This window comes from Rothia mucilaginosa ATCC 25296 (assembly GCF_000175615.1).
Taxonomy (GTDB): Bacteria; Actinomycetota; Actinomycetes; order Actinomycetales; family Micrococcaceae; genus Rothia; species Rothia mucilaginosa.
Genome location: NZ_ACVO01000015.1, coordinates 70,919 through 89,739, shown reverse-complemented (window position 1 = coordinate 89,739; position 18,821 = coordinate 70,919). Strand labels below are relative to the sequence as shown.

Below are 18,821 nucleotides of genomic sequence, written 5' to 3'. Positions count from 1 at the left end.
TCTTCGGTAGCTAAACCCCCTAGAAATCCGCCTTTCTGAAGCATTAATGATTGTTTCGTGGGGTGATTCCTCTTTAACACAACATTCTTTTCGGGAATGTGCCCACAGTTGGAGATTTCTTACTGGATAAGCCAATCACTCATACACCCATTTCATTACGCCCTCAGAAATATCTGAGTTTCAGAAGCTGGCATTAACTGTCAGAGTCGCAATATTTCGGTAAATTCACAGGGCTCAACCCCACCAAGCACCCCTTAGCTGTGAAAATGAGTCAGGTCACTTTTGGTGAAACACCACATTATCCGGTACTCTTCTAAACATGCGATCAATGGTCTGACCACATCCCCGTGCAGGGAACAATGACTCGTTCCCCACAGAATTATCTATGGTCTGACCACACACAAAACACACCCTGAACCAAAGGAGTTCCAGTGGAAACTTATACCGCTGTAACCAATGCAGTGGGAGGTAGCCTCGGCCTCAGCGCGCTCGTGGCAACCATTCCCCTCCTCACCTTCTTTGTGATGCTACTGGGCGTTAAGGCACGCGCTCACTGGTCCGCACTCGTGGCACTGGCAGCATCCATCCTCGTAGCAGCGCTGGGCTTCCACATGCCCGCTGACCTCGCCGGTCTGAGCGCCGTCCGCGGTGGCATCTACGGCCTGGTCATCTGCTGGGTTATCCTCGGTGCAATCTGGTTCTACCAGCTCACCGTTCTCTCCGGCCGCTTTGAAGACCTGCGCCGCGTCTTCGACCGCCTCGGCGGCGGCGACCTGCGCATCCAGGCTATCCTCATCGCATTCTGCTTCGGCGGTCTGCTCGAGGCACTGGCTGGCTTCGGCGCTCCCGTTGCAATTACCGCAACCATGATTCTCGCCCTGGGCGTCAAGCCCCTCAAGGCTGCTATTACCGTTCTGCTCGCTAACACCGCCCCCGTGGCATTCGGCGCGGTTGCTGTCCCGATTACCACCGCAGGTGACGTTGGCGGCAAGGACGCACACGTTATCGCAACCATCGTTGGTCACCAGGCTCCGTTCCTGGCAATGCTCGTTCCGCTCATCCTGCTCGTCATCCTTGACGGTATGAAGGGTCTGAAGGACGCATGGCTGCCCGCACTGATCATCGGTGTCTCCTTCGCAATTGCACAGTGGGTCACCGCTGCTACCCCCGCATACAACCTGACCGACGTTGTTGCTTGCATCGTCTCCATGGGTGTTGCTGTTGTCTTCCTGCAGTTCTGGAAGCCCCGCGGCGTCGCAGGCGTTCGTGAACGCTACGGCCTGCCCGCACAGGCTGAAGAGAAGGAAGCTCTGCCCGCCGTTCGCGTCTGGATGGCACTGCTGCCCTACGTCATCGTCGTTGCAATCTTCGGTGTTGCTAACCTGCACGCTGGCCTGAAGGCATGGCTGAAGAGCTTCGTCATCAAGATTGATATCCAGGCTCTGAGCTCCCGCCTCGTCACCGCTGACGGCAAGCCTGTCAAGGACGCTGTCTACAACTTCGCGTGGATGTCCAACCCCGGCACCCTGCTGATTATCTCCGGTCTGGTTGTTGCTGTCGTCTACTTCTTCTTCAACGAGAAGGGCCGCTACGCCTTCAAGTTCCCGGCAATCTTCACCGAGTTCGGTTCCGTTGTCTACCGCATGCGTTGGTCCATCCTGACCATTGCTTCGGTTCTGGCACTGGCATACGTCATGAACTTCTCCGGTCAGACCATCGCTATGGGTACCTTCCTGGCAGGCCTGGGCACCGTCTACGCGTTCCTCGCACCGGCTCTGGGCTGGATCGGTACCGCTGTGACCGGTTCGGACACCAGTGCGAACGCACTGTTCTCCAAGCTGCAGGTGTCTGCTGCTGAGAACCTGCAGCACGCAGGTATCCACGGCGCAACCCCCGAGCTCATGCTGGCTGCTAACACCACCGGTGGTGTGGTCGGTAAGATGATCTCCCCGCAGTCGCTGGCTATTGCTGCTACCTCTGTGGACATGGAAGGTAAGGAATCCGACATCCTCAAGGCTGTTGTTCCCTGGTCCTTCGGTATGCTCGTGGTCGTCTGCGTCCTGGTCTTCCTGCAGACCAACGTTCTGTCCTTCCTGGTTCCCTAATCTGAGGCTCACCCCTTAGAGAGTTCTTGAGGCGAAAGCCTCAAGGGCCGTAGGACATTCGCCCCGGTATTTTCCGGTGGCCACGGCGGGGCGGCGAACCTTATCGGTTCTGCCGCCCCGCTTTTTATGCCCCTTATGACTCGACAGGTTGCCCCGATAGTTCTCGGGAACATGCTGAGTCGAGACTTCTTTTCGTTATCCGCCTCGTTATCAGGAGAGAGTATGCCTCGTTCTTTTGACGACACCCAGCCTGCAGAGGCGCCCCCTGTGGTTGAGCGCCAGCCGATTCTGGCGGACCGCAGCTACAGCATCATTCTGGAGACCTTTGAGCGGCGCCTGCGCCTGGGTGAGTTGCGTGTGGGCGATAAGCTCCCCTCCGAGCGTGAGTTGGCGGCACGGCACGGCATTTCCCGCCCCTCGGTCCGTGAGGGCCTTCGGGTTTTGAACGCGCTGGGTCTGATTCGTTCCAGTACCGGTTCAGGACCGAAGTCGGGCGCGATTATCATTTCGGAGCCGTCGGATGCGCTCAGCTGGGCGCTGCGCATGCACATTGCGACCCGTAGCCTGCCGGTGAAGGACGTTGTCTCAACCCGCCTGCTACTGGAGGGCCCTGCGGCGCGTGCCGCGGCTGCCGCGCCGGACACCCCGGAGCGTGCGGCAGCGTTGGAGCGGGCGCGCGTGCATCTGGCAGAGATGGATGAGCAGATCAGCGATGAGCGCTTCCATTTCTGCGATACGCGTTTTCACTATGAGCTGTCGAAGCTCGGCGGCAATATTGTGCTTGATACGGTGATTGACTCTCTGCACATGGCGACGATGAGTTATGTGCAGGAGGCGGTTCCTTTCCTAAAGGATTGGGAGGCGGTCAAGCGCACGTTGCAGCAGCAGCATTACGGCATTATTGAGGCGATTGCCTCTCACGATGAGCAGGCAGCCTATGAGCGGGTGTGTGAGCACATTACGTGGTTTTATTCGCTGTCTGACCGTGCTGCGGAGGAGCGGGCGCGGCAGCATCCGGCGCGGGATATTCTGCACGAGGATTTGTGCCACGAGAACGTACACGACGAAGACGTTCACGCCGGCTAGGCTTCGCCCTTCAATCGTATAAACCCACATAGCTAAAGGGCGGTGCCCCGGAAGAATGATCTTCCGGGGCACCGCCCTTATGCGCCGAGCAATTATTTCAGCGGGGCAGTTATTGTAGCAGCTCAAGCGGCTGAACCTTCGTTGCCGCGTAGGCGGGCAATGCACCCGCCACGATGCCCACACCCAAGCCGAGGAAAGGAATCCCGAGGATAAGGGGTGGCAGAGATAGTGCCCATCCGTTGAGAAGGCACACAACCCAGGAACCGAGAATACCGAGGATGAAGCCTCCAAGAGCGCCTAGGGCCCCGAGGAGGGCTGCCTCCGCCAGGAAGCTCACCGCCACATCTCGCCGTCCCAGCCCTAATGCACGGTTGATGCCGATTTCCCTGCGGCGTTCCCAGACCGAAATCTGCATGGTCATCACAATGCCGAAGCTTGTCGAGGCGATAAGAACCACCAGAATGATGGTCGTAAGAGCTCGGCTATCCTTCGTCAAGGAAGCACGAAGAGTCACCGGTGAAGGCGGAATCTCAATGTTTGTATCAACGGGGGCGCGCTGCGGATCGAGTACCTGCTTGAGCTGTTCCGCGACCGTATCTGCACTTCCTGGATTCACGACGACGTCCATACCGCGTTGCAGGGTGTGGGCTTGCGGCAAGAAAGTGGAGGTGGTCGGCAGGATAAGAGCGCTACTGAGAGCAGCGTTTTTACCGCCGTCACGGATAATGCCGAGCACGTAGGCTCGCATTCCGTTGACCTCAATCATGTTCCGCCCGGGCTCAGTGCTGACCCCTAGCTCTTTCGCGAGGGCAACGCCCAGACAGACGGTAGGCTCACCGGGGCGTTCGCGGGCAGGTTCCGAAAAGTGCCCTTCGACAATGTGCGCGCCTCGTGCTTTCAAACCTGCTTCCGAGACGACTGCGAGGGGTGTTTGTTGGCCCTCCTGCCCCGGCCTGTTGACCTGCGGACGCGTTGTCTGCGTATCAATGGTGACTGTACCGGCAGCTTTGACCTCTGGAACTTGGTTAACGCGCCAGAGCAGTTCATCCTCCGGTATATCCCAGGTCTGCGGCTGGAGGCGCACACCGAGCCGGGTGGAATCGTAGCTGGCCAGCTGCGAGCTCGTATTGAGCGCCGATGACTCGCTGACGCCCACCAGCATGATGATGGTGGTTGTTCCCGCGAGCATCGCCAGTACCGTGAGCAGGTTGCGGCGCCAACGGCGAACAACTGCAAGGAGAGCGTAGTGAAGGTTATTCCTTAGCATCTATCCTCCCCTGACAACGGGTTCTGTGAGCATTTGGTGGGCCGATTCTTCGGGACGAGTGAGTTCGGGGCTAACGAGCATCCCATCGACCATGTGCAGCTGCCGGTCGCAGCGAGCCGCGATATCGGGTTCATGGGTGATGATGACCAGGCTTTGCTTCTCCGCGCGGCCGGCGAGGAGCAGATCCAACACCTTGTGAGAGTTTTCAGTGTCGAGGTTTCCTGTAGGCTCATCGCACAGTAGGATACGCGGGGCGCAGGCTAACGCGCGCGCAACCGCGACTCGTTGCTGTTCACCACCGGACATGTTGCGTGGAAGAACCTCCAAACGGTGCCCCAAACCCACCTGTTCGAGTGCCTGCAACGCACGCTGATGTGCCTGACGGCCCGGTACGCCGCGCATCCGGAGGGTATGGGCAATGTTCTCGGTGGCGTTCAGATGAGCAATGAGGTGGTACGCCTGAAAGACAAAAGCGATGTGCTCACGGCGTGCTACAGTTCGCTCGGCGTCGCTGGCGGTGCCCATGTTTTGGCCCAATATTTTCAGCTCACCTTCGGAGGGCTGATCGAGTAGCCCAATGATAGAGAGGAGCGTAGATTTTCCGCTTCCGGAGGCGCCGGTAATGGCCACTGATTCGCCTTCATGAATGCTGAGGGTTGCGTTCTTTAGCGCCCAGGTGGAGGGCGGGAAGAAACGCGCAATATTGTGGCACTCGATATTAGGTTTTGCGGCGGTAGCGCTCGTGGGGAGGGCACGTTCTGTCTCGTGATGAGGCATTTTAGCGCTCCTTCAGCTTCACGACGGTACCTGCCTTGAGTTCTGCAGCGGGGTTGACGAGCTCGCAGATTCCGGCGGAGCACACGCCAAGGGTGACGGGAACGCTCTGACCGTTATCCAGGGTGATGGAGTGTGTTCCGTTTTCTTCGGTTTTGACGGCGCCTTCGAGCACTGCGAGGGCGTTTTCAGCGCCTCGGTTGAGGGTAACGGTTGCTTGAAAACGTGTTGATGCCGTCGTGTTTTCCGGCAAGTCGATTTTGATGGGGTAGCGTTTCCGTGCGTTAGCTCCCTGTGCGGAGGTATCGCTGTTAGATCGCGCGCTGTTCTGCGCACCGTTGGAGGCACCTGCGTTAGCGCCGCCGTCAGCGTTAGTTGAGCCTTCGGGTGTGAGGGCCGCACCCAGGGTGCCTTCGAGCGGGCTTCCGTTATCGGTAAGAATCTGGACTTTCTGTCCTTCAGCGAGTTCATTGCTGAGAGCGCTACCGTCCGCGGAGAGTACCAGACGGTACCCACCCGCGGATAGGGTGCACAGCGCCGGAGTTGAGGTTTGGCCTTTGGTGCCGCAGCTGTTGTCTACGGTGTATTCATTGCCGTCAGCGAAGAGGTATTCAGAGAGCGGCAGGGCGGTGTTGTAGCGTCCTTCTTCGGTTCGGTCAGTATCCCCGGGAGGGTAGTAGCCTCGGTCGAGGTAGAAACGGTAGACAGCGTTGGCGGTTGCTTCGCCGTAGTTTCCTTCCTCATCCCAGATACTGTAGCCGAGCGATTCTAGAGCTTCTTGGAGCTGTTTAACGTCATCGCCGCGAGCGCCTACGGCAAGGTCGCGGTAGGCGGGAATACTACCCTTGAACGCAATGATGGGACGCTCGTTGATAGTGGTGATAATTGAGCCGTTACTCATCTGGGTACCCGCCTTGGCGCCGTCCCTGGTCACCACTCCTTGAGGGGTTCCTACGGTGTAGCTTCGGGCGGGTGACACGCTAACTTCTCCCGAGTAGGTGCGGGTAACAGTCTGCGTGCTGATTCGGGTTGTTAGTTGCGCGGCGCGGGACGGCTGCGCATTGGATTCAACATTGGTGCGTAGCCCCGTATTAAGTGCGTAGATGGAGAACCCGCCGGTGATGACGAGCAGAATGACGAGCACCGGAACCAGGTAGGCGCGTATGGTTGCCGTCGTGGCGGCGCGGCGGGGGTTTTCTGAACTCTGCTGCGTGTTCATGGGTTCACCTTTCTGCGGTGAAATATGGGGTGGGACTAGGGGTAATTGCTGAGGGTAACAACGTGGCGGGGACTGAATAAAGGGGTGTATCCTCTGCTCTCATCCGCGGGTGAAAGCGGTTGAGAGCAGAGGATCGGTAGAAAAATCTCGCTAGAAAATGTCCAACGAGGAATCAGCGTTTACTATTTGCCGTTGGCTAGTTGCCCTTGGCTAGTTGCCGTTGAGTAGAGCTGCGGCACGCTCCTGGGCCTGACGTTCGATATCGCGTACTTCAAGGATGAGCGGCTCATGCTCATTGAGCCAGGTCGCAGCCTTTTCGTAGTAGATATTCTGTGCCTTAGTCAGGATTCCAGTGGACTTTTGGCAGTTGTAGTCGGCGTGAGCTAGGGACTGCTCTTCCGCATTGGCGGCTACATTGGCTGCCTTGTACTTACCCCAGGTTTTCTCTGCGTAGCTGGGAGCATCTCCGAAGTGCTGGATATCGGCGTATCCGCTTTCTTTCATGCATGCACCGTAGGTGGTGTCATTACGGTAGTATTTCCCCATTTCTTCTACCGCGTTGTTTTTGGATCCGCCCGTGTTGAGTTCGTTAACGAAGTTGATGTACTTGAGGTAGTTTTCTGCTGAGCCGAAGACAGCTTCTGCCGCACGTCCCAGGCATGAATCTGTTGCCATGCTGGTCTGGGCACCGTTACTCATCGTGATGGTGATAGTTTTACTGTCTGGGGCTTGAGGGTCGCCTAGGAACGCCTTCCCGTATGCCGGGTTTTCCATCACGGGTGCGTTGCTGGAGCTAGCGTTGCCCTGCCGGGTGGACCAGTATCCCTGGGTGGCCGCTTCTTCGTTGGCGAAGTGGGCGCCACTCATCGCAAGTTCATGAACGGAGGAGCCGTCAATAATGTTCTGGCTACCGGAGTAGGTGAAGGACTTCTCGCTCATACACTTTTTGACCTCGTTAACGAGGGCCACGTTAATATCCGGGGAGGGATTCTCGTAGCTTGCCAGGACATTACGAATGTCTTGCTTAACTTCAACGGTGGTGGAGCAACTCGATACGCCTAGGCAACAGGCAATACCGATAAGGGCGAGGGGTGCGAAGGGCTTCTTTGCCATGGACTTCACCTTTCTCAAGCATCATTGATGGGCGAGAACCGGCAGTGATACGGGCGTATCGTGAGGGCTATCTACAGACATGCTACATGGCGTGAACCTGCGTTTTGCGGAGTAGAAGCATCATGAGCCGATTACTAAGTATGATAGAGGACACCCCCCCCCCGCACAATAGACACACAAGATATATTTATGACATATAGCACCTATAAGAATGCATGTAAAAGGGCTTATGAGTTAAAGGGCGGTGCCCCGGAAGAATGACCTTCCGGGGCACCGCCCTTTAGCTATCTCAAAGACTTATTTCAGCCGGAAATATAGAGTTTAGAACTTCGTTCCGGTCAGACGCTCATACGCCTCAACGTAACGGGCACGAGTCTTCTCCACAACCTCCTCAGGCAGGTGCGGCACATTATCCGAACCGTCCCAACCCGCCTCCGGGGAACGCAGCCAGTCACGTACATACTGCTTATCGAAGCTCGGCTGCGCACGACCCGGCTCATACTGCTGGGCATCCCAGAAACGCGAAGAGTCCGGGGTCAGCACCTCATCGCCCAGGGTGATTTCGCCACGGTACGAATCGGTACCGAACTCCATCTTGGTATCCGCCAGAATAATGCCCTGCTCGCGAGCGATCTTCTCCGCGGTGGTGTACAGGCTCAGGCTCAGCTCCTCCAGGCGCTCACCCACCGGCTGACCCACCTCAGCGTACAGCTCCTCACGGGTCACCAGCTCATCATGCTCACCCACCTCAGCCTTACCGGTCGGAGTGAAAATCGGGGTCTCCAGGCGGGAACCATCCACCAGACCCGCAGGCAGCTTCACACCAGCAATCTCACCGGTCTCGTTGTACACAGCCAAACCGGAACCGGTCAGGTAACCGCGCACAATGCACTCCACCGGGAACATGTTCAGAGAGCGGCAAATCATTGCTCGACCAGCCACAACATCCGGAACGTCAGTGGACAGCACGTGGTTCGGAACCTGCTTAAGCTGCTCAAACCACCACAGGGACATCTGAGTCAGAATCTTGCCCTTATCCGGGATCTCGGTGGGCAGAATACGGTCAAAAGCGCTAATACGGTCCGAGGCAACAACCATAACCGAACCGGCACGCAGCTCAGCGTCATCATTGACGGTCAGGCCGGTAGCGTCAAAACGTTCCTCATTCGGAACGTACAGGTCGCGGACCTTACCGGAATAAATGTGAGTCCAGCCCGGGATTTCCACGGGGTTAGAACGAGAAGTCATGAGAATTTCTCCTGATGAGGTGGTGTGATGTGGATGCAAAAAGTCTGTGTAATTACAATACCGCGACAGGCACGGCTCCCGATAGTGCCATCAGTCATCAATACGGCACAATCTTGAGAGCCCAACCTGCCCCGGTCGCCGCCGACTGCACCCCGACCGGGAAAAGCCGAGGCGGCAAGAAGCCAAGAAGTAGGAGGCAAAGAAGCGAGTGGCAAAGAAGCGACCGGCTCCCCCACCCTCAAGCGGGGAAGCCGGTCACCTTAGGTTTTAGCCGCGCGGGGCGGGAATGTGGATGCGGTTCTCCACAGCCTTCAGCGCGATATCGGTGCGGTACTGCGCGCCAGCCCAGGAGATAGCGCGAACACCTTCGTAGGCGGCGTTACGGGCAGCAGCCAGATCATCGCCGAGAGCAACAACAGCCAGCACACGACCGCCAGCAGTCAGCACACCCTCCTCGGATGCGACAGTGCCCGCGTGAATCACGTGCACGCCCTCCAGGGCGTTCGCCTCATCCAGGCCAGAGATGACGTCACCCTTGCGGGGAGTGTCCGGGTAGTTCTCAGCAGCCATAACCACGTCAACTGCGGTGCGGGGATCCCAATCCAGCTCGGTACCCTCAGAAATTTCACCGCGAGCAGCCGCACGCAGCAGCTGACCCAGCGGGGTGCGCAGACGCGCCAGAACCGCCTGGGTTTCCGGGTCGCCAAAGCGTGCGTTGAACTCGATAACGCGCACGCCGCGGCTGGTCACAGCCAGACCGCAGAAGAGCACACCCACGAACGGGGTGCCGCGCTCAGCCATGCGAGCCACGGTCGGGCGTGCCACCTTCTCCACGACCTCCTGCACGAAGCCCTCAGGCAGCCAGGGAAGCGGGGTGTAGGCGCCCATACCGCCGGTGTTCGGGCCCTCGTCGTTATCAAAAATGCGCTTGAAGTCCTGAGCCGGAGACAGCGGCAGAACGTTCTTACCGTCAGAGATGACGAAGAGGGACACCTCGGGGCCGTCCAGGAACTCTTCAATGACCACGGTGCCGCCGGCGTTGAAGCAAGCCTGAGCGTGCTCCAGTGCCGCGGTGCGGTCCTCGGTCACCACAACGCCCTTACCTGCAGCCAGGCCGTCGTCCTTCACCACGTAGGGTGCACCGAACTCGTCCAGTGCCGCCTGCGCCTCAGCGGCGTTCGATGCCACGTAGGCGCGGGCAGTCGGTACGGAAGCCTCTTCCATGACCTGCTTAGCGAAAGCCTTGGAACCTTCCAGCTGCGCGGCAGCTGCGGAGGGTCCGAAAACGTCAAAGCCCGCCTCACGCAGTGCATCGGAGACACCTGCGACCAGGGGCGCCTCCGGGCCGATAACGACCAGGTCGGCGCTCAGTTCGCGTGCCAGGGCGGTTGCCTGGGCGGGGTCATTCGCATCAATTGCGTGGACGGGAACATCCTGGGCAATGCCGGCGTTGCCGGGGGCGCTGTGTACCTCAGTCACCTCAGAATCGCGCAGAAGCGCTCGAATAATTGCGTGTTCGCGGCCGCCGGGGCCCAGTACCAAAACCTTCATAGTATTTAGGGTACCCGGTACCCTCTCAAAAATGTGAGCTGAGCACACTAAAAATGCGGCCCTTCTCATGTAGCGGCACATTCGCACGAATGCACGCTAGAGAAGAGCCGCACGGCGCGGTAACCGAAGCTACCGAATCAAGCTAAAGCCTTAGATGAGGGCGGTAATAGCAGCCACACCACCGAAGACAATACCCGGGAGGTTCGCGATGATAATCGGAACATCCTTCTTGGGGCGCCACAGGCCGTACAGAACCCACAGGGTGCAGTTCACAGCAGCAACCAGAGGCTGAATCCAGTCACCCTTGTGACCGTTCAGGTTACCGATAATCTGCGGGAAGTAGAAGACGTACATGAGCACTGCAGTCACAGAAGCAACGCGAGCCAGGATGGGGAAAAACTTTGCGTGGAATTCAGATTCTGCGCTCAAACCGCCCTTGGGGGAGGTGTTCTGTGCGGAGGTGTTTGCGGAGGTGTTGTTCTGCTCTGCCATGGATGTACTCCTTTACATGGTTTGCCGCTCACCAATCAAGAGTGAGTTGAGGGGTAAGGGGCATTAAGCGATGCATACTCGTACCGGGTCACGTCTAACTAGTTTTGCTTAGATATAGGACCCCGGGGCCGCATCATTTTCCTAACTGGATACATACGCCCGTTCTCAGACTGCATATTGGGGCATGTCAGAGATGATGAACCGTGGATACACTCATAGCTCATCGATTGACGGGGTGGGGTTTTGCTCATCTGCCGCTGCCTTGGTCATCGCCGTATTCATGAGGCGGTACGTCGAGGCGCCGGAATGGTTCGTCGGGCGTCGATCGTGGTCGGTCCTATGCGGTGCTGGGTTTTTCGGTTCGTGCGGGCTGTGCCTCGCTCACTTACCTTAGTCTTACCCGTTGCGCTTGAGCACACTTCAATTATAAAAATGAGTTACTCATAACTTCAACCCGTAGTGGGCGTGAATCTCTTCACAGGGCTCTCCCTCGACCGCGCCAGCCTATCCTAGTTCCGCGCCGCTGAGCACGAATAGGGTCAAGCCGCACGCCCCGTTTAAACTAGAAGAATGACCAACAGCACCACCCCACAGGCAACCACTCACACCACCGACCACAGCAGCGCCTTCGACGTAGAACTCGCGCAGCTCACCCGCAACAACTTTGTCGAGGCACGCCACCGCGGCCGCCTCATCCTGCTAGGCCCCGACGGTGATGTTCAGCTTGCCCTCGGCGACATTCACGAGCCCTTCTACCTGCGCTCCGCCGCCAAACCGTTGCAGGCCATCGGATCCATGAAGGCGGGCGCGCCCCTGCGCGGCTCCCAGGTCGCCATCGCCTGCGGCTCGCATCGAGGCACCTTCGAGCAGATGCGCGCTGTGCAGGACGTACTCACCCAGGGCAGCACCGAAACCAACCCGCTCACCCCGGCGAACCTGGCGCTCAAGCCCACGCTCCCCTCCGACAAGCAGGCACGCCAGGCAATGGTTCAGGCGAACCTTGCCGCTACTGCCCTGGCGCACCCCTGCTCCGGCAAGCACGCCGCGTTCCTGTGGGCGTGCACCGCAAAGCTTGAGCGCGGCGACCTCGAAGAGGGCTCGCAGAACTGGACCCTGCACAACTACCTCGACCCCGCCCACCCGCTGCAGCAGGTCATCACCGAAGAGATTGAGGCGTTCACCGGCGAACCGGTAGCCGCTATCGGCGTTGACGGCTGCGGTGCGCCCGTGCACGCCGTCTCCCTTGCCGGTGCCGCACGCGCCTATTCGACCCTGGGTGCGGCAATCCGCAACCTCGGGGCGGATGCGCGCGCCTCCACGGTCGCGACCGCCATGGTGGACTACCCCGAGCTGATTCAGGCACCCGGTTCCCCCGACACCGTGCTCAGCGAAGAACTGGACGCGATCGTCAAGGGCGGCGCGGAGGGCGTGCTCTGCATTGGTCTGCGTTCGGGCGCGTCCGTGGTGGTGAAGATGAGCGACGGTTCGCCCCGCGCCATGTACGCCGTGGCACTGCGCGCTCTCGCTGCTGGCGGCTACCTGAGCGCCGAGGAATGCGAGCGCCTACTCGCGCTGGTGGTGCGTCCGGTGACCGGCGGTTACGTAGACGGCAAGCCGGTTGAGGTGGGCGAGCTGCGCGTGCACGAGGAGCTTTTTACTGAAGCTCCGGAGGGAAAGTAGCCGTGGCTATTCGACGCAAAACCAGCGAAGAGGCGGGCATGGCGGCGGTGCGCAAAGTGCGCGCACTCTTCGCTTCCTTTGATTCTGAGCCTTCCGAGACCGCACTCGTACCCGTCGAAATAGAACAGGCGTTCGCGGCGCTCCCCCGCTCCGTGCGCGCAACCTTCGTGCGTTTTACCCTCGAAGAGCTGGCCACCCTAGCCCCCGGCAATAGTGTGGAGGTGCGTGTGCCCCCGCTGGGTGTGACCCAGTGCGTGGCGGGTCCTCGCCATACGCGCGGCACCCCGCCGTCCGTGGTGGAGGCGCGCCCGCTCGTGTGGGCGGCGCTGGTGCTGGGTGCGTGTTCGTGGGCGCAGGCGGTGGGTGCCGGTGCGCTGGACGCTTCGGGCGAGCGCAGTGATCTTTCGGGCCTGTTGCCGCTTTTCTAGAACTTGCTACGAGCCCGCAGGCCCACGCAGTTTTCGTGATTTGGTGTGTTTGTTGCCCGTTCTAGCGGTCCATCCTGAGGTATTTAGCATATCCTTCACCGCATCGACCCCGAAACCCGGTACACTTTTAAAGGTCTGGTGTATGCTACGGCACACGCAGGCAGGTGTGAGTGCGGCAACACGCCCTAATCTTGCGCCTGCGCAGACGCATCCGCAGTCCCAACGTCGAAAAGAAGTGAATTGATTCGCCCCGACGGAAAACTCACTCACGACCTCGATCCGATTGACCACGGCCCCAAGGACGCCTGCGGCGTCTTCGGCGTCTGGGCACCCGGCGAGGACGTGGCAAAGCTAACCTACTACGGCCTGTACGCACTCCAGCACCGCGGCCAGGAATCAGCAGGTATCGCAACCAGTAACGGCAAACGTATCCACGTGTACAAAGATATGGGACTCGTCTCCCAGGTCTTTGACGAAGCCACCCTCAGCTCCATGCCCGGCGACCACGCTATCGGCCACGCCCGATACTCCACCACCGGCGCATCCCACTGGGCTAACGCACAGCCGACTCTCGGTACCACCCCGCACGGCACGCTCTGCCTGGCGCACAACGGTAACCTCACCAACTCGGCTGATCTCTACGACCGAGTCATCGCTAAGAATGGCGGCAAGCCCCCCAAGCACGGCGAACTCGCCCAGGGCAACACCACCGACACCGCACTCGTCACCGCCCTGCTGGCGGAGCACGACTTCGATTCCCTCGAAGAAGCAGCACTCGACCTGCTGCCGACCCTGCGCGGTGCCTTCTGCCTCACCTTCATGGATGAGAACACCCTCTACGCCGCACGCGACCCGCAGGGTGTACGCCCCCTCGTACTCGGTCGCCTGGAGCGCGGCTGGGTTGTCGCATCCGAAACCGCGGCACTCGACATTGTCGGCGCGTCCTTCGTGCGTGAAGTTGAGCCCGGCGAATTCCTCACCATCGACGAGAACGGCCTGCGCTCCCAGCGCTTCGCTGAGGCTAAGCCCGCAGGTTGCGTCTTCGAGTACGTTTACCTCGCTCGCCCGGACACCACCATCTCCGGCCGTAGCGTCTACGAATCCCGCGTAGAAATGGGCCGTCAGCTCGCCCGCGAACACGCCGTCGAAGCTGACCTGGTCATGCCCACCCCCGAATCCGGTGTTCCGGCTGCTATCGGTTACGCCGAAGAGTCCGGCATTCCTTACGGTAACGGTCTGGTCAAGAACGCTTACGTGGGTCGAACCTTCATTCAGCCCTCGCAGACCATCCGCCAGCTCGGTATCCGTCTGAAGCTGAACCCGCTCAAGTCCGTGGTTGCTGGCAAGCGCCTCGTCGTTATTGACGACTCCATCGTTCGCGGTAACACCCAGCGCGCCCTCGTGCGTATGCTCCGCGAAGCCGGCGCTAAGGAAGTGCACGTGCGCATCTCCTCCCCGCCCGTAAAGTGGCCCTGCTTCTACGGTATTGACTTCGCCTCCCGCGCGGAGCTGATCGCTAACGGCCTGTCCGTGGACGAAATCGCCTCCTCCCTGGGTGCCGACTCGCTCGGCTTCATCTCCCAGGACGGCATGATGGCAGCCACCGAACAGCCCACCGAAAACATGTGCACCGCATGCTTCACCGGCGAATACCCGATTGAACTGCCCAGCGAGGAACGACGCGGCAAGTCCCTCTTTGACGCTGAAGAAAAGGGCAAGGGCGGCCCCCTCGCCGGTAAGGCGGCAGAGGTGACCGTGGAACGTCCCGTTCCCTCCAAGCCCGAGCACGCCGAGGCTGTCTCCATTGAAACCCGCGAAGGTACCGAAACTCTCGAAACGAAGTTCGACCCCTCCGCAGTACAGATTGCCGCAGACGATGCCGGTATGGGCATGTGCAACCCCGGCCCCGACGCCGACCTCGAGGCACTGCTCACCGAGCAGGACCGCACCCCCGCAAACTCCTCCGCTACCACTACCCCGAAGGAATCCTAATGAGCGAGAACACCACCACCGTAACCTACGCAAGCGCAGGTGTTGACGTAGAGGCTGGCGATCGCGCCGTTGAGCTGATGAAGGGCGCTATCAAGGCAACCCACAACTCCTCCGTCGTTGGTGGCGTGGGCGGCTTCGCGGGCCTGTACGACGTCTCCGAGCTGGTCAAGTACCGCAAGCCCTACCTTGCCACCTCTACTGACGGTGTGGGCACCAAGGTCGCTATTGCGCAGGCACTCGATATTCACGACACCATCGGTTACGACCTGGTCGGCATGGTCGTGGACGACATCGTCGTGTGCGGCGCTAAGCCGCTGTTCATGACCGACTACATTGCCACCGGCAAGGTCGTTCCCGAGCGTATCGCTGACATTGTGCGCGGTATCGCTGGCGCATGTGCACAGGCTGGCACCGCCCTGGTTGGCGGCGAAACCGCTGAGCACCCCGGCCTGCTCGCAGAAGACGAGTACGATGTTGCGGGCGCGGCAACCGGTCTGGTTGAGGCTGACGAGCTGCTCGGCCCGGACCGCGTGCGTGAGGGCGACGTGCTGATTGCTATGGCGTCCTCCGGTATTCACTCCAACGGCTACTCCCTGGTCCGCAAGGTTCTGAACGTTGCCGGCTGGGGTCTGGAGCGCCAGGTGGACGAGCTGGGCCGCACCATCGGTGAAGAACTGCTCGAACCCACCCGCGTGTACGCTGCAGACTGCCTGGACCTGGCGGCAGCATTCCCCGTCAACGGCGAAGACGGCACCACCGACAGCGGTGTACGCGGCTTCTCGCACGTGACCGGCGGCGGCCTGGCTGCTAACCTGGCTCGCGTTCTGCCCCAGGGCCTGGAGGGTCGCGTGGACCGCTCCACCTGGCAGATTCCCGCCATCTTCTCCCTGATTGGTTCGCTGGGCAACGTGCCCCTTGCCGACCTGGAGCGCACCCTGAACCTGGGCGTGGGCATGATTGCTATCGTTGACCCCTCCGTGGCTGAGGCTGCTACCAAGCGTCTGAACGACCGCGGTATCCCCTCCTGGATTATGGGTGACGTTGTTGCCGCCGGTGAGCCCGAGGCTAACAACCCTGATTACGTTCAGGGCGCTAAGGGCGTGGACGGCGGCGCGGTTCGCCTGCTGGGCTCCTACGCTTCCTAAGGACGCTTTCTCCAGTAGGTAGCGAGCGCCAGCGTGCTGGTGCTGATGATTCTATAGACCGGGGCGGTCACCAACGCGGTGGCCGCCCCGGTCTGTGTGTCTACCGGCGGTGCGTGCTGTCCAGCGTATTGATGCCAGCTTTTTATTTATTTTCACGCGCATTTCAGGCTATTTTTATTTTTTGCTATCAACTGCATTTTTAATGCATTCTAGTGCTTACACTACAGTGTTAAAACATTTATTTCTCTCCCCTGTCAGCAAGAGGTACCGCATATCCTGCCTCGCATATTCCAACCCTCAAGCTTTACTTACATAAACTCTCAATCATTGGGCGCTATTCAGCCTCCAGAGGTTGATTTTCTGCACATTAACCCGTGAAAAGCACCTCAAAAATCCCTCAAGTTCACCTTGAAGTGATACCTTAGAAATGTACGTTGCACACCGTCCAAAAAAAGGGTTCTTTCGGTACGAAAAAGGGTCTACAAAACACTATTCCCTCACCCCATTCATTACTTCAGCGCGCCCAAAAACAGGCCCCTTTGCCGCCCCGCAAAAACCCTATGCGCACCTCGTGCACCTACAGACGGAAACACCAGTACACATCACACAGTTCGCATACCACCTACATCAGGAGAACCAGATGAGGCTTCCATACATCGGTGCGCAGCGCACCGAAACACCTCCTCGCCACTACCCCGATAACCGCCGCACCGATGACCCCTGCCCCGATAACCGCCGCCGCAAGCGCCCCGCACACGCAGCCATGAGCCTGCTCGCCGCCGGCGCACTCCTCTTCGGAGGCGACCTACCCGCAGTCCTCGCGCAGGCACCCAGCGACGAAGCCACCCTGGCAGCAGCTCAGGCAGCGCCCCAGATTGAAGGGCCCGTCAGCCCCCTCACCCTCACGCGCAACGGCACGGCACGCCCCAACACCCCCACCGCGGCAGCCCCCGGCACGCTTCCCCAGCAGAACTTCGACCGATTCATCGTCACCTACACCGACGAAGCCAAGCAGCGTAAGCAGCAGAACGAAGGCAATCGGGATGCAATCCAAGACATTGCTAATGACGTTAAAGACACCGTTGATGTTGCCAGTGAATCTCTGAACGTTGACACTCAAATCCTGCGCAGTACCTCCACCGATGACGCCGTCATCCAGACCTCCAAAACCCTCAACAAAAACGAGGCGAAGGAGTTCATGGCGAAGGTCGCCTCCGACCCGGACGTAGCCTCCGTCGAGCCCGACTACATCAACTACCCCGCCGCAGAGGGCGACATCACCTTCCAGTTCAACGACCCGCAGTACAGCAAGCAGTGGAACCTCACCAACCCCACCACCGGCGTTCAGAACACCGGTAATGCGCGCCTGCGCCGCGGCGCATACGTGAAGGTCGCCGTACTCGACACCGGCTATGTGCCGCACCCCGACCTGGTCACCGGCATGGCGAACGGCTACGACTTCATCAGCGACCCGCTCAGCGCCCGCGACGGCAACGGCCGCGACCCCAACCCCAGGGATGAAGGCGACTACGCACCCTACAACCTCTGCAAGGATCAGGCGAACGCCCACACCTCCACCTGGCACGGCACCAGCGTTGCCGGCATTATCGGCGCCCGCGGCAATAACGGCATGGGCATGGTTGGTACCGCCGACCTCGCCCGCGTACAGCCCGTGCGCGTGCTGGGCCGATGCGGTGGCCGCACCTCCGACATTGCCGACGCCATCATTTGGGCTGCCGGCGGACACGTTGACGGCGTGCCGGACAACACCTACCCCGCCAAGATTATCAACATGTCCATCGGCACCGTAACCCAGTGCCCCGCCGCTTACCAGCGCGCCATCAACATCGCCCGCTCCAAGGGCGCAATCGTGGTCGCCGCGGCAGGTAACGGCAACACGGAGGCGTCCAAGTACGCGCCCGCCAACTGCATGGGCGTCATCACGGTTGGTGCAACCACCAAGGCTGGCACGCGAGCTTCGTTCTCCAACTACGGCACGAGGGTTAACATCTCGGCACCGGGTGAGGACATCCTCACCCTGTCCATGAACAGCCTCGACCGCCCTGATAACACTAAGTTCAGCTACGACTATGAGAGCGGCACCTCCATGTCGGCACCGCACGTCTCCGCTCTGCTGGCACAGCAGCTGGTCAACGGCACCTCCATGACCACTAAGCAGGTCGAGGAGGCGTTCACCCTCATGGGGACGAACCGCATCAAATGCGATAAGTACTTCTGTGGACGAGGCATTATCAACAGCTTCAAACTGGCTAAACAGGCTGGAAACCTGGACGCGAACGGTAGGGTGACCTACCTGCGACCGCGCAAGACGATCAAGGTGATCTCTAAGGGACTGAGCGCAGGCGCATCTAACACTAAGATTGCCGATAGAGCCGCCGCCGACGAGGCAGCCGAAGCAACCGCAGAAGCTCTCACGGCAGGAGCCAACGGCGAGAGCCTCACCGGTGACTACGACCGGATTCCCGGCGCGCCCGCCATGGAAATCCCCGAAGATGCCCAGGTCTACGACCTGAACGGTGACGCCGAGCCCATCACCCAGGACGAACCGCTGGTCACCAACCCCGCGCAGAAGCCCCGCGAGGTCAATGAACAATAAGCTATCCGCTACCGGCTCCGCACCAGGCCCAGTCGACAGCGCATAGTAAAAGCCCCCGATGAGAGAACTCATCGGGGGCTTTTCGTATCTAAAATCAGTTTTGA

Annotated in this window: 14 protein-coding genes; 7 read left to right on the top strand and 7 right to left on the bottom strand. The window is 59.7% G+C overall.

All coding sequences use genetic code 11. From position 1 onward, the window contains the following. Positions 1 to 431 precede the first annotated feature (431 nt). Positions 432 to 2,105 carry an L-lactate permease gene (locus tag ROTMU0001_RS03885; protein WP_005508240.1) on the top strand — a complete coding sequence of 558 codons (1,674 nt, stop codon included), beginning with the start codon at positions 432 to 434 and terminating at the stop codon, positions 2,103 to 2,105. A 222-nt stretch (positions 2,106 to 2,327) separates the two neighbouring features. Further along, positions 2,328 to 3,191: a FadR/GntR family transcriptional regulator gene (locus ROTMU0001_RS03880; RefSeq protein ID WP_005508239.1), complete on the top strand. Its 864-nt coding sequence runs from the start codon at positions 2,328 to 2,330 to the stop codon at positions 3,189 to 3,191. A gap of 109 nt (positions 3,192 to 3,300) precedes the next feature. Here ROTMU0001_RS03880 and ROTMU0001_RS03875 read toward each other — a convergent pair whose 3' ends face one another. The 7 genes from ROTMU0001_RS03875 to ROTMU0001_RS09195 all read right to left on the bottom strand — a co-directional run bounded on the left by ROTMU0001_RS03875 (position 3,301) and on the right by ROTMU0001_RS09195 (position 10,855). After that, entirely contained in the window at positions 3,301 to 4,458 is a 1,158-nt protein-coding gene (locus ROTMU0001_RS03875; RefSeq protein ID WP_005508238.1) for an ABC transporter permease, read from the bottom strand. Beyond that, positions 4,459 to 5,235, bottom strand: a complete 777-nt coding sequence (locus ROTMU0001_RS03870) for an ABC transporter ATP-binding protein (RefSeq protein ID WP_005508236.1) — start codon at positions 5,233 to 5,235, stop codon at positions 4,459 to 4,461. Between the two features lies 1 nt (position 5,236). Further along, positions 5,237 to 6,451 carry a peptidoglycan-binding domain-containing protein gene (locus ROTMU0001_RS03865; protein WP_005508232.1) on the bottom strand — a complete coding sequence of 405 codons (1,215 nt, stop codon included), beginning with the start codon at positions 6,449 to 6,451 and terminating at the stop codon, positions 5,237 to 5,239. 210 nt (positions 6,452 to 6,661) lie between these two features. Beyond that, positions 6,662 to 7,564 (bottom strand): hypothetical protein, encoded by a 903-nt coding sequence (locus tag ROTMU0001_RS03860; RefSeq protein WP_005508231.1) that lies wholly within the window; start codon positions 7,562 to 7,564, stop codon positions 6,662 to 6,664. Positions 7,565 to 7,885: 321 nt separating this feature from the next. Next, entirely contained in the window at positions 7,886 to 8,812 is a 927-nt protein-coding gene (locus tag ROTMU0001_RS03855) for a phosphoribosylaminoimidazolesuccinocarboxamide synthase (RefSeq protein WP_005508230.1), read from the bottom strand. Positions 8,813 to 9,079: 267 nt separating this feature from the next. Beyond that, positions 9,080 to 10,363: a phosphoribosylamine--glycine ligase gene (gene purD, locus ROTMU0001_RS03850; RefSeq protein ID WP_005508229.1), complete on the bottom strand. Its 1,284-nt coding sequence runs from the start codon at positions 10,361 to 10,363 to the stop codon at positions 9,080 to 9,082. Positions 10,364 to 10,513: 150 nt separating this feature from the next. After that, on the bottom strand, positions 10,514 to 10,855 hold the full coding sequence (locus ROTMU0001_RS09195; RefSeq protein ID WP_005508228.1) for a membrane protein: 342 nt from the start codon (positions 10,853 to 10,855) through the stop codon (positions 10,514 to 10,516). 570 nt (positions 10,856 to 11,425) lie between these two features. Between ROTMU0001_RS09195 and ROTMU0001_RS03840 the strand changes: the two genes are divergently transcribed. The 5 genes from ROTMU0001_RS03840 to ROTMU0001_RS03820 all read left to right on the top strand — a co-directional run bounded on the left by ROTMU0001_RS03840 (position 11,426) and on the right by ROTMU0001_RS03820 (position 18,717). After that, positions 11,426 to 12,535, top strand: a complete 1,110-nt coding sequence (locus ROTMU0001_RS03840) for an asparaginase (RefSeq protein WP_005508227.1) — start codon at positions 11,426 to 11,428, stop codon at positions 12,533 to 12,535. Between the two features lie 2 nt (positions 12,536 to 12,537). Then, positions 12,538 to 12,963, top strand: a complete 426-nt coding sequence (locus ROTMU0001_RS03835; RefSeq protein WP_005508226.1) for a sterol carrier family protein — start codon at positions 12,538 to 12,540, stop codon at positions 12,961 to 12,963. Between the two features lie 240 nt (positions 12,964 to 13,203). Beyond that, a complete protein-coding gene (gene purF, locus ROTMU0001_RS03830) occupies positions 13,204 to 14,955 on the top strand; it encodes an amidophosphoribosyltransferase (RefSeq protein ID WP_005508225.1) in 1,752 nt (583 codons plus the stop codon). After that, positions 14,955 to 16,100: a phosphoribosylformylglycinamidine cyclo-ligase gene (gene purM / locus ROTMU0001_RS03825; RefSeq protein WP_005508224.1), complete on the top strand. Its 1,146-nt coding sequence runs from the start codon at positions 14,955 to 14,957 to the stop codon at positions 16,098 to 16,100. Before purF ends, purM begins: the two co-directional genes overlap by 1 nt. 640 nt (positions 16,101 to 16,740) lie before the next feature. Then, positions 16,741 to 18,717: a S8 family peptidase gene (locus ROTMU0001_RS03820; protein WP_005508223.1), complete on the top strand. Its 1,977-nt coding sequence runs from the start codon at positions 16,741 to 16,743 to the stop codon at positions 18,715 to 18,717. Positions 18,718 to 18,821: the final 104 nt, after the last annotated feature.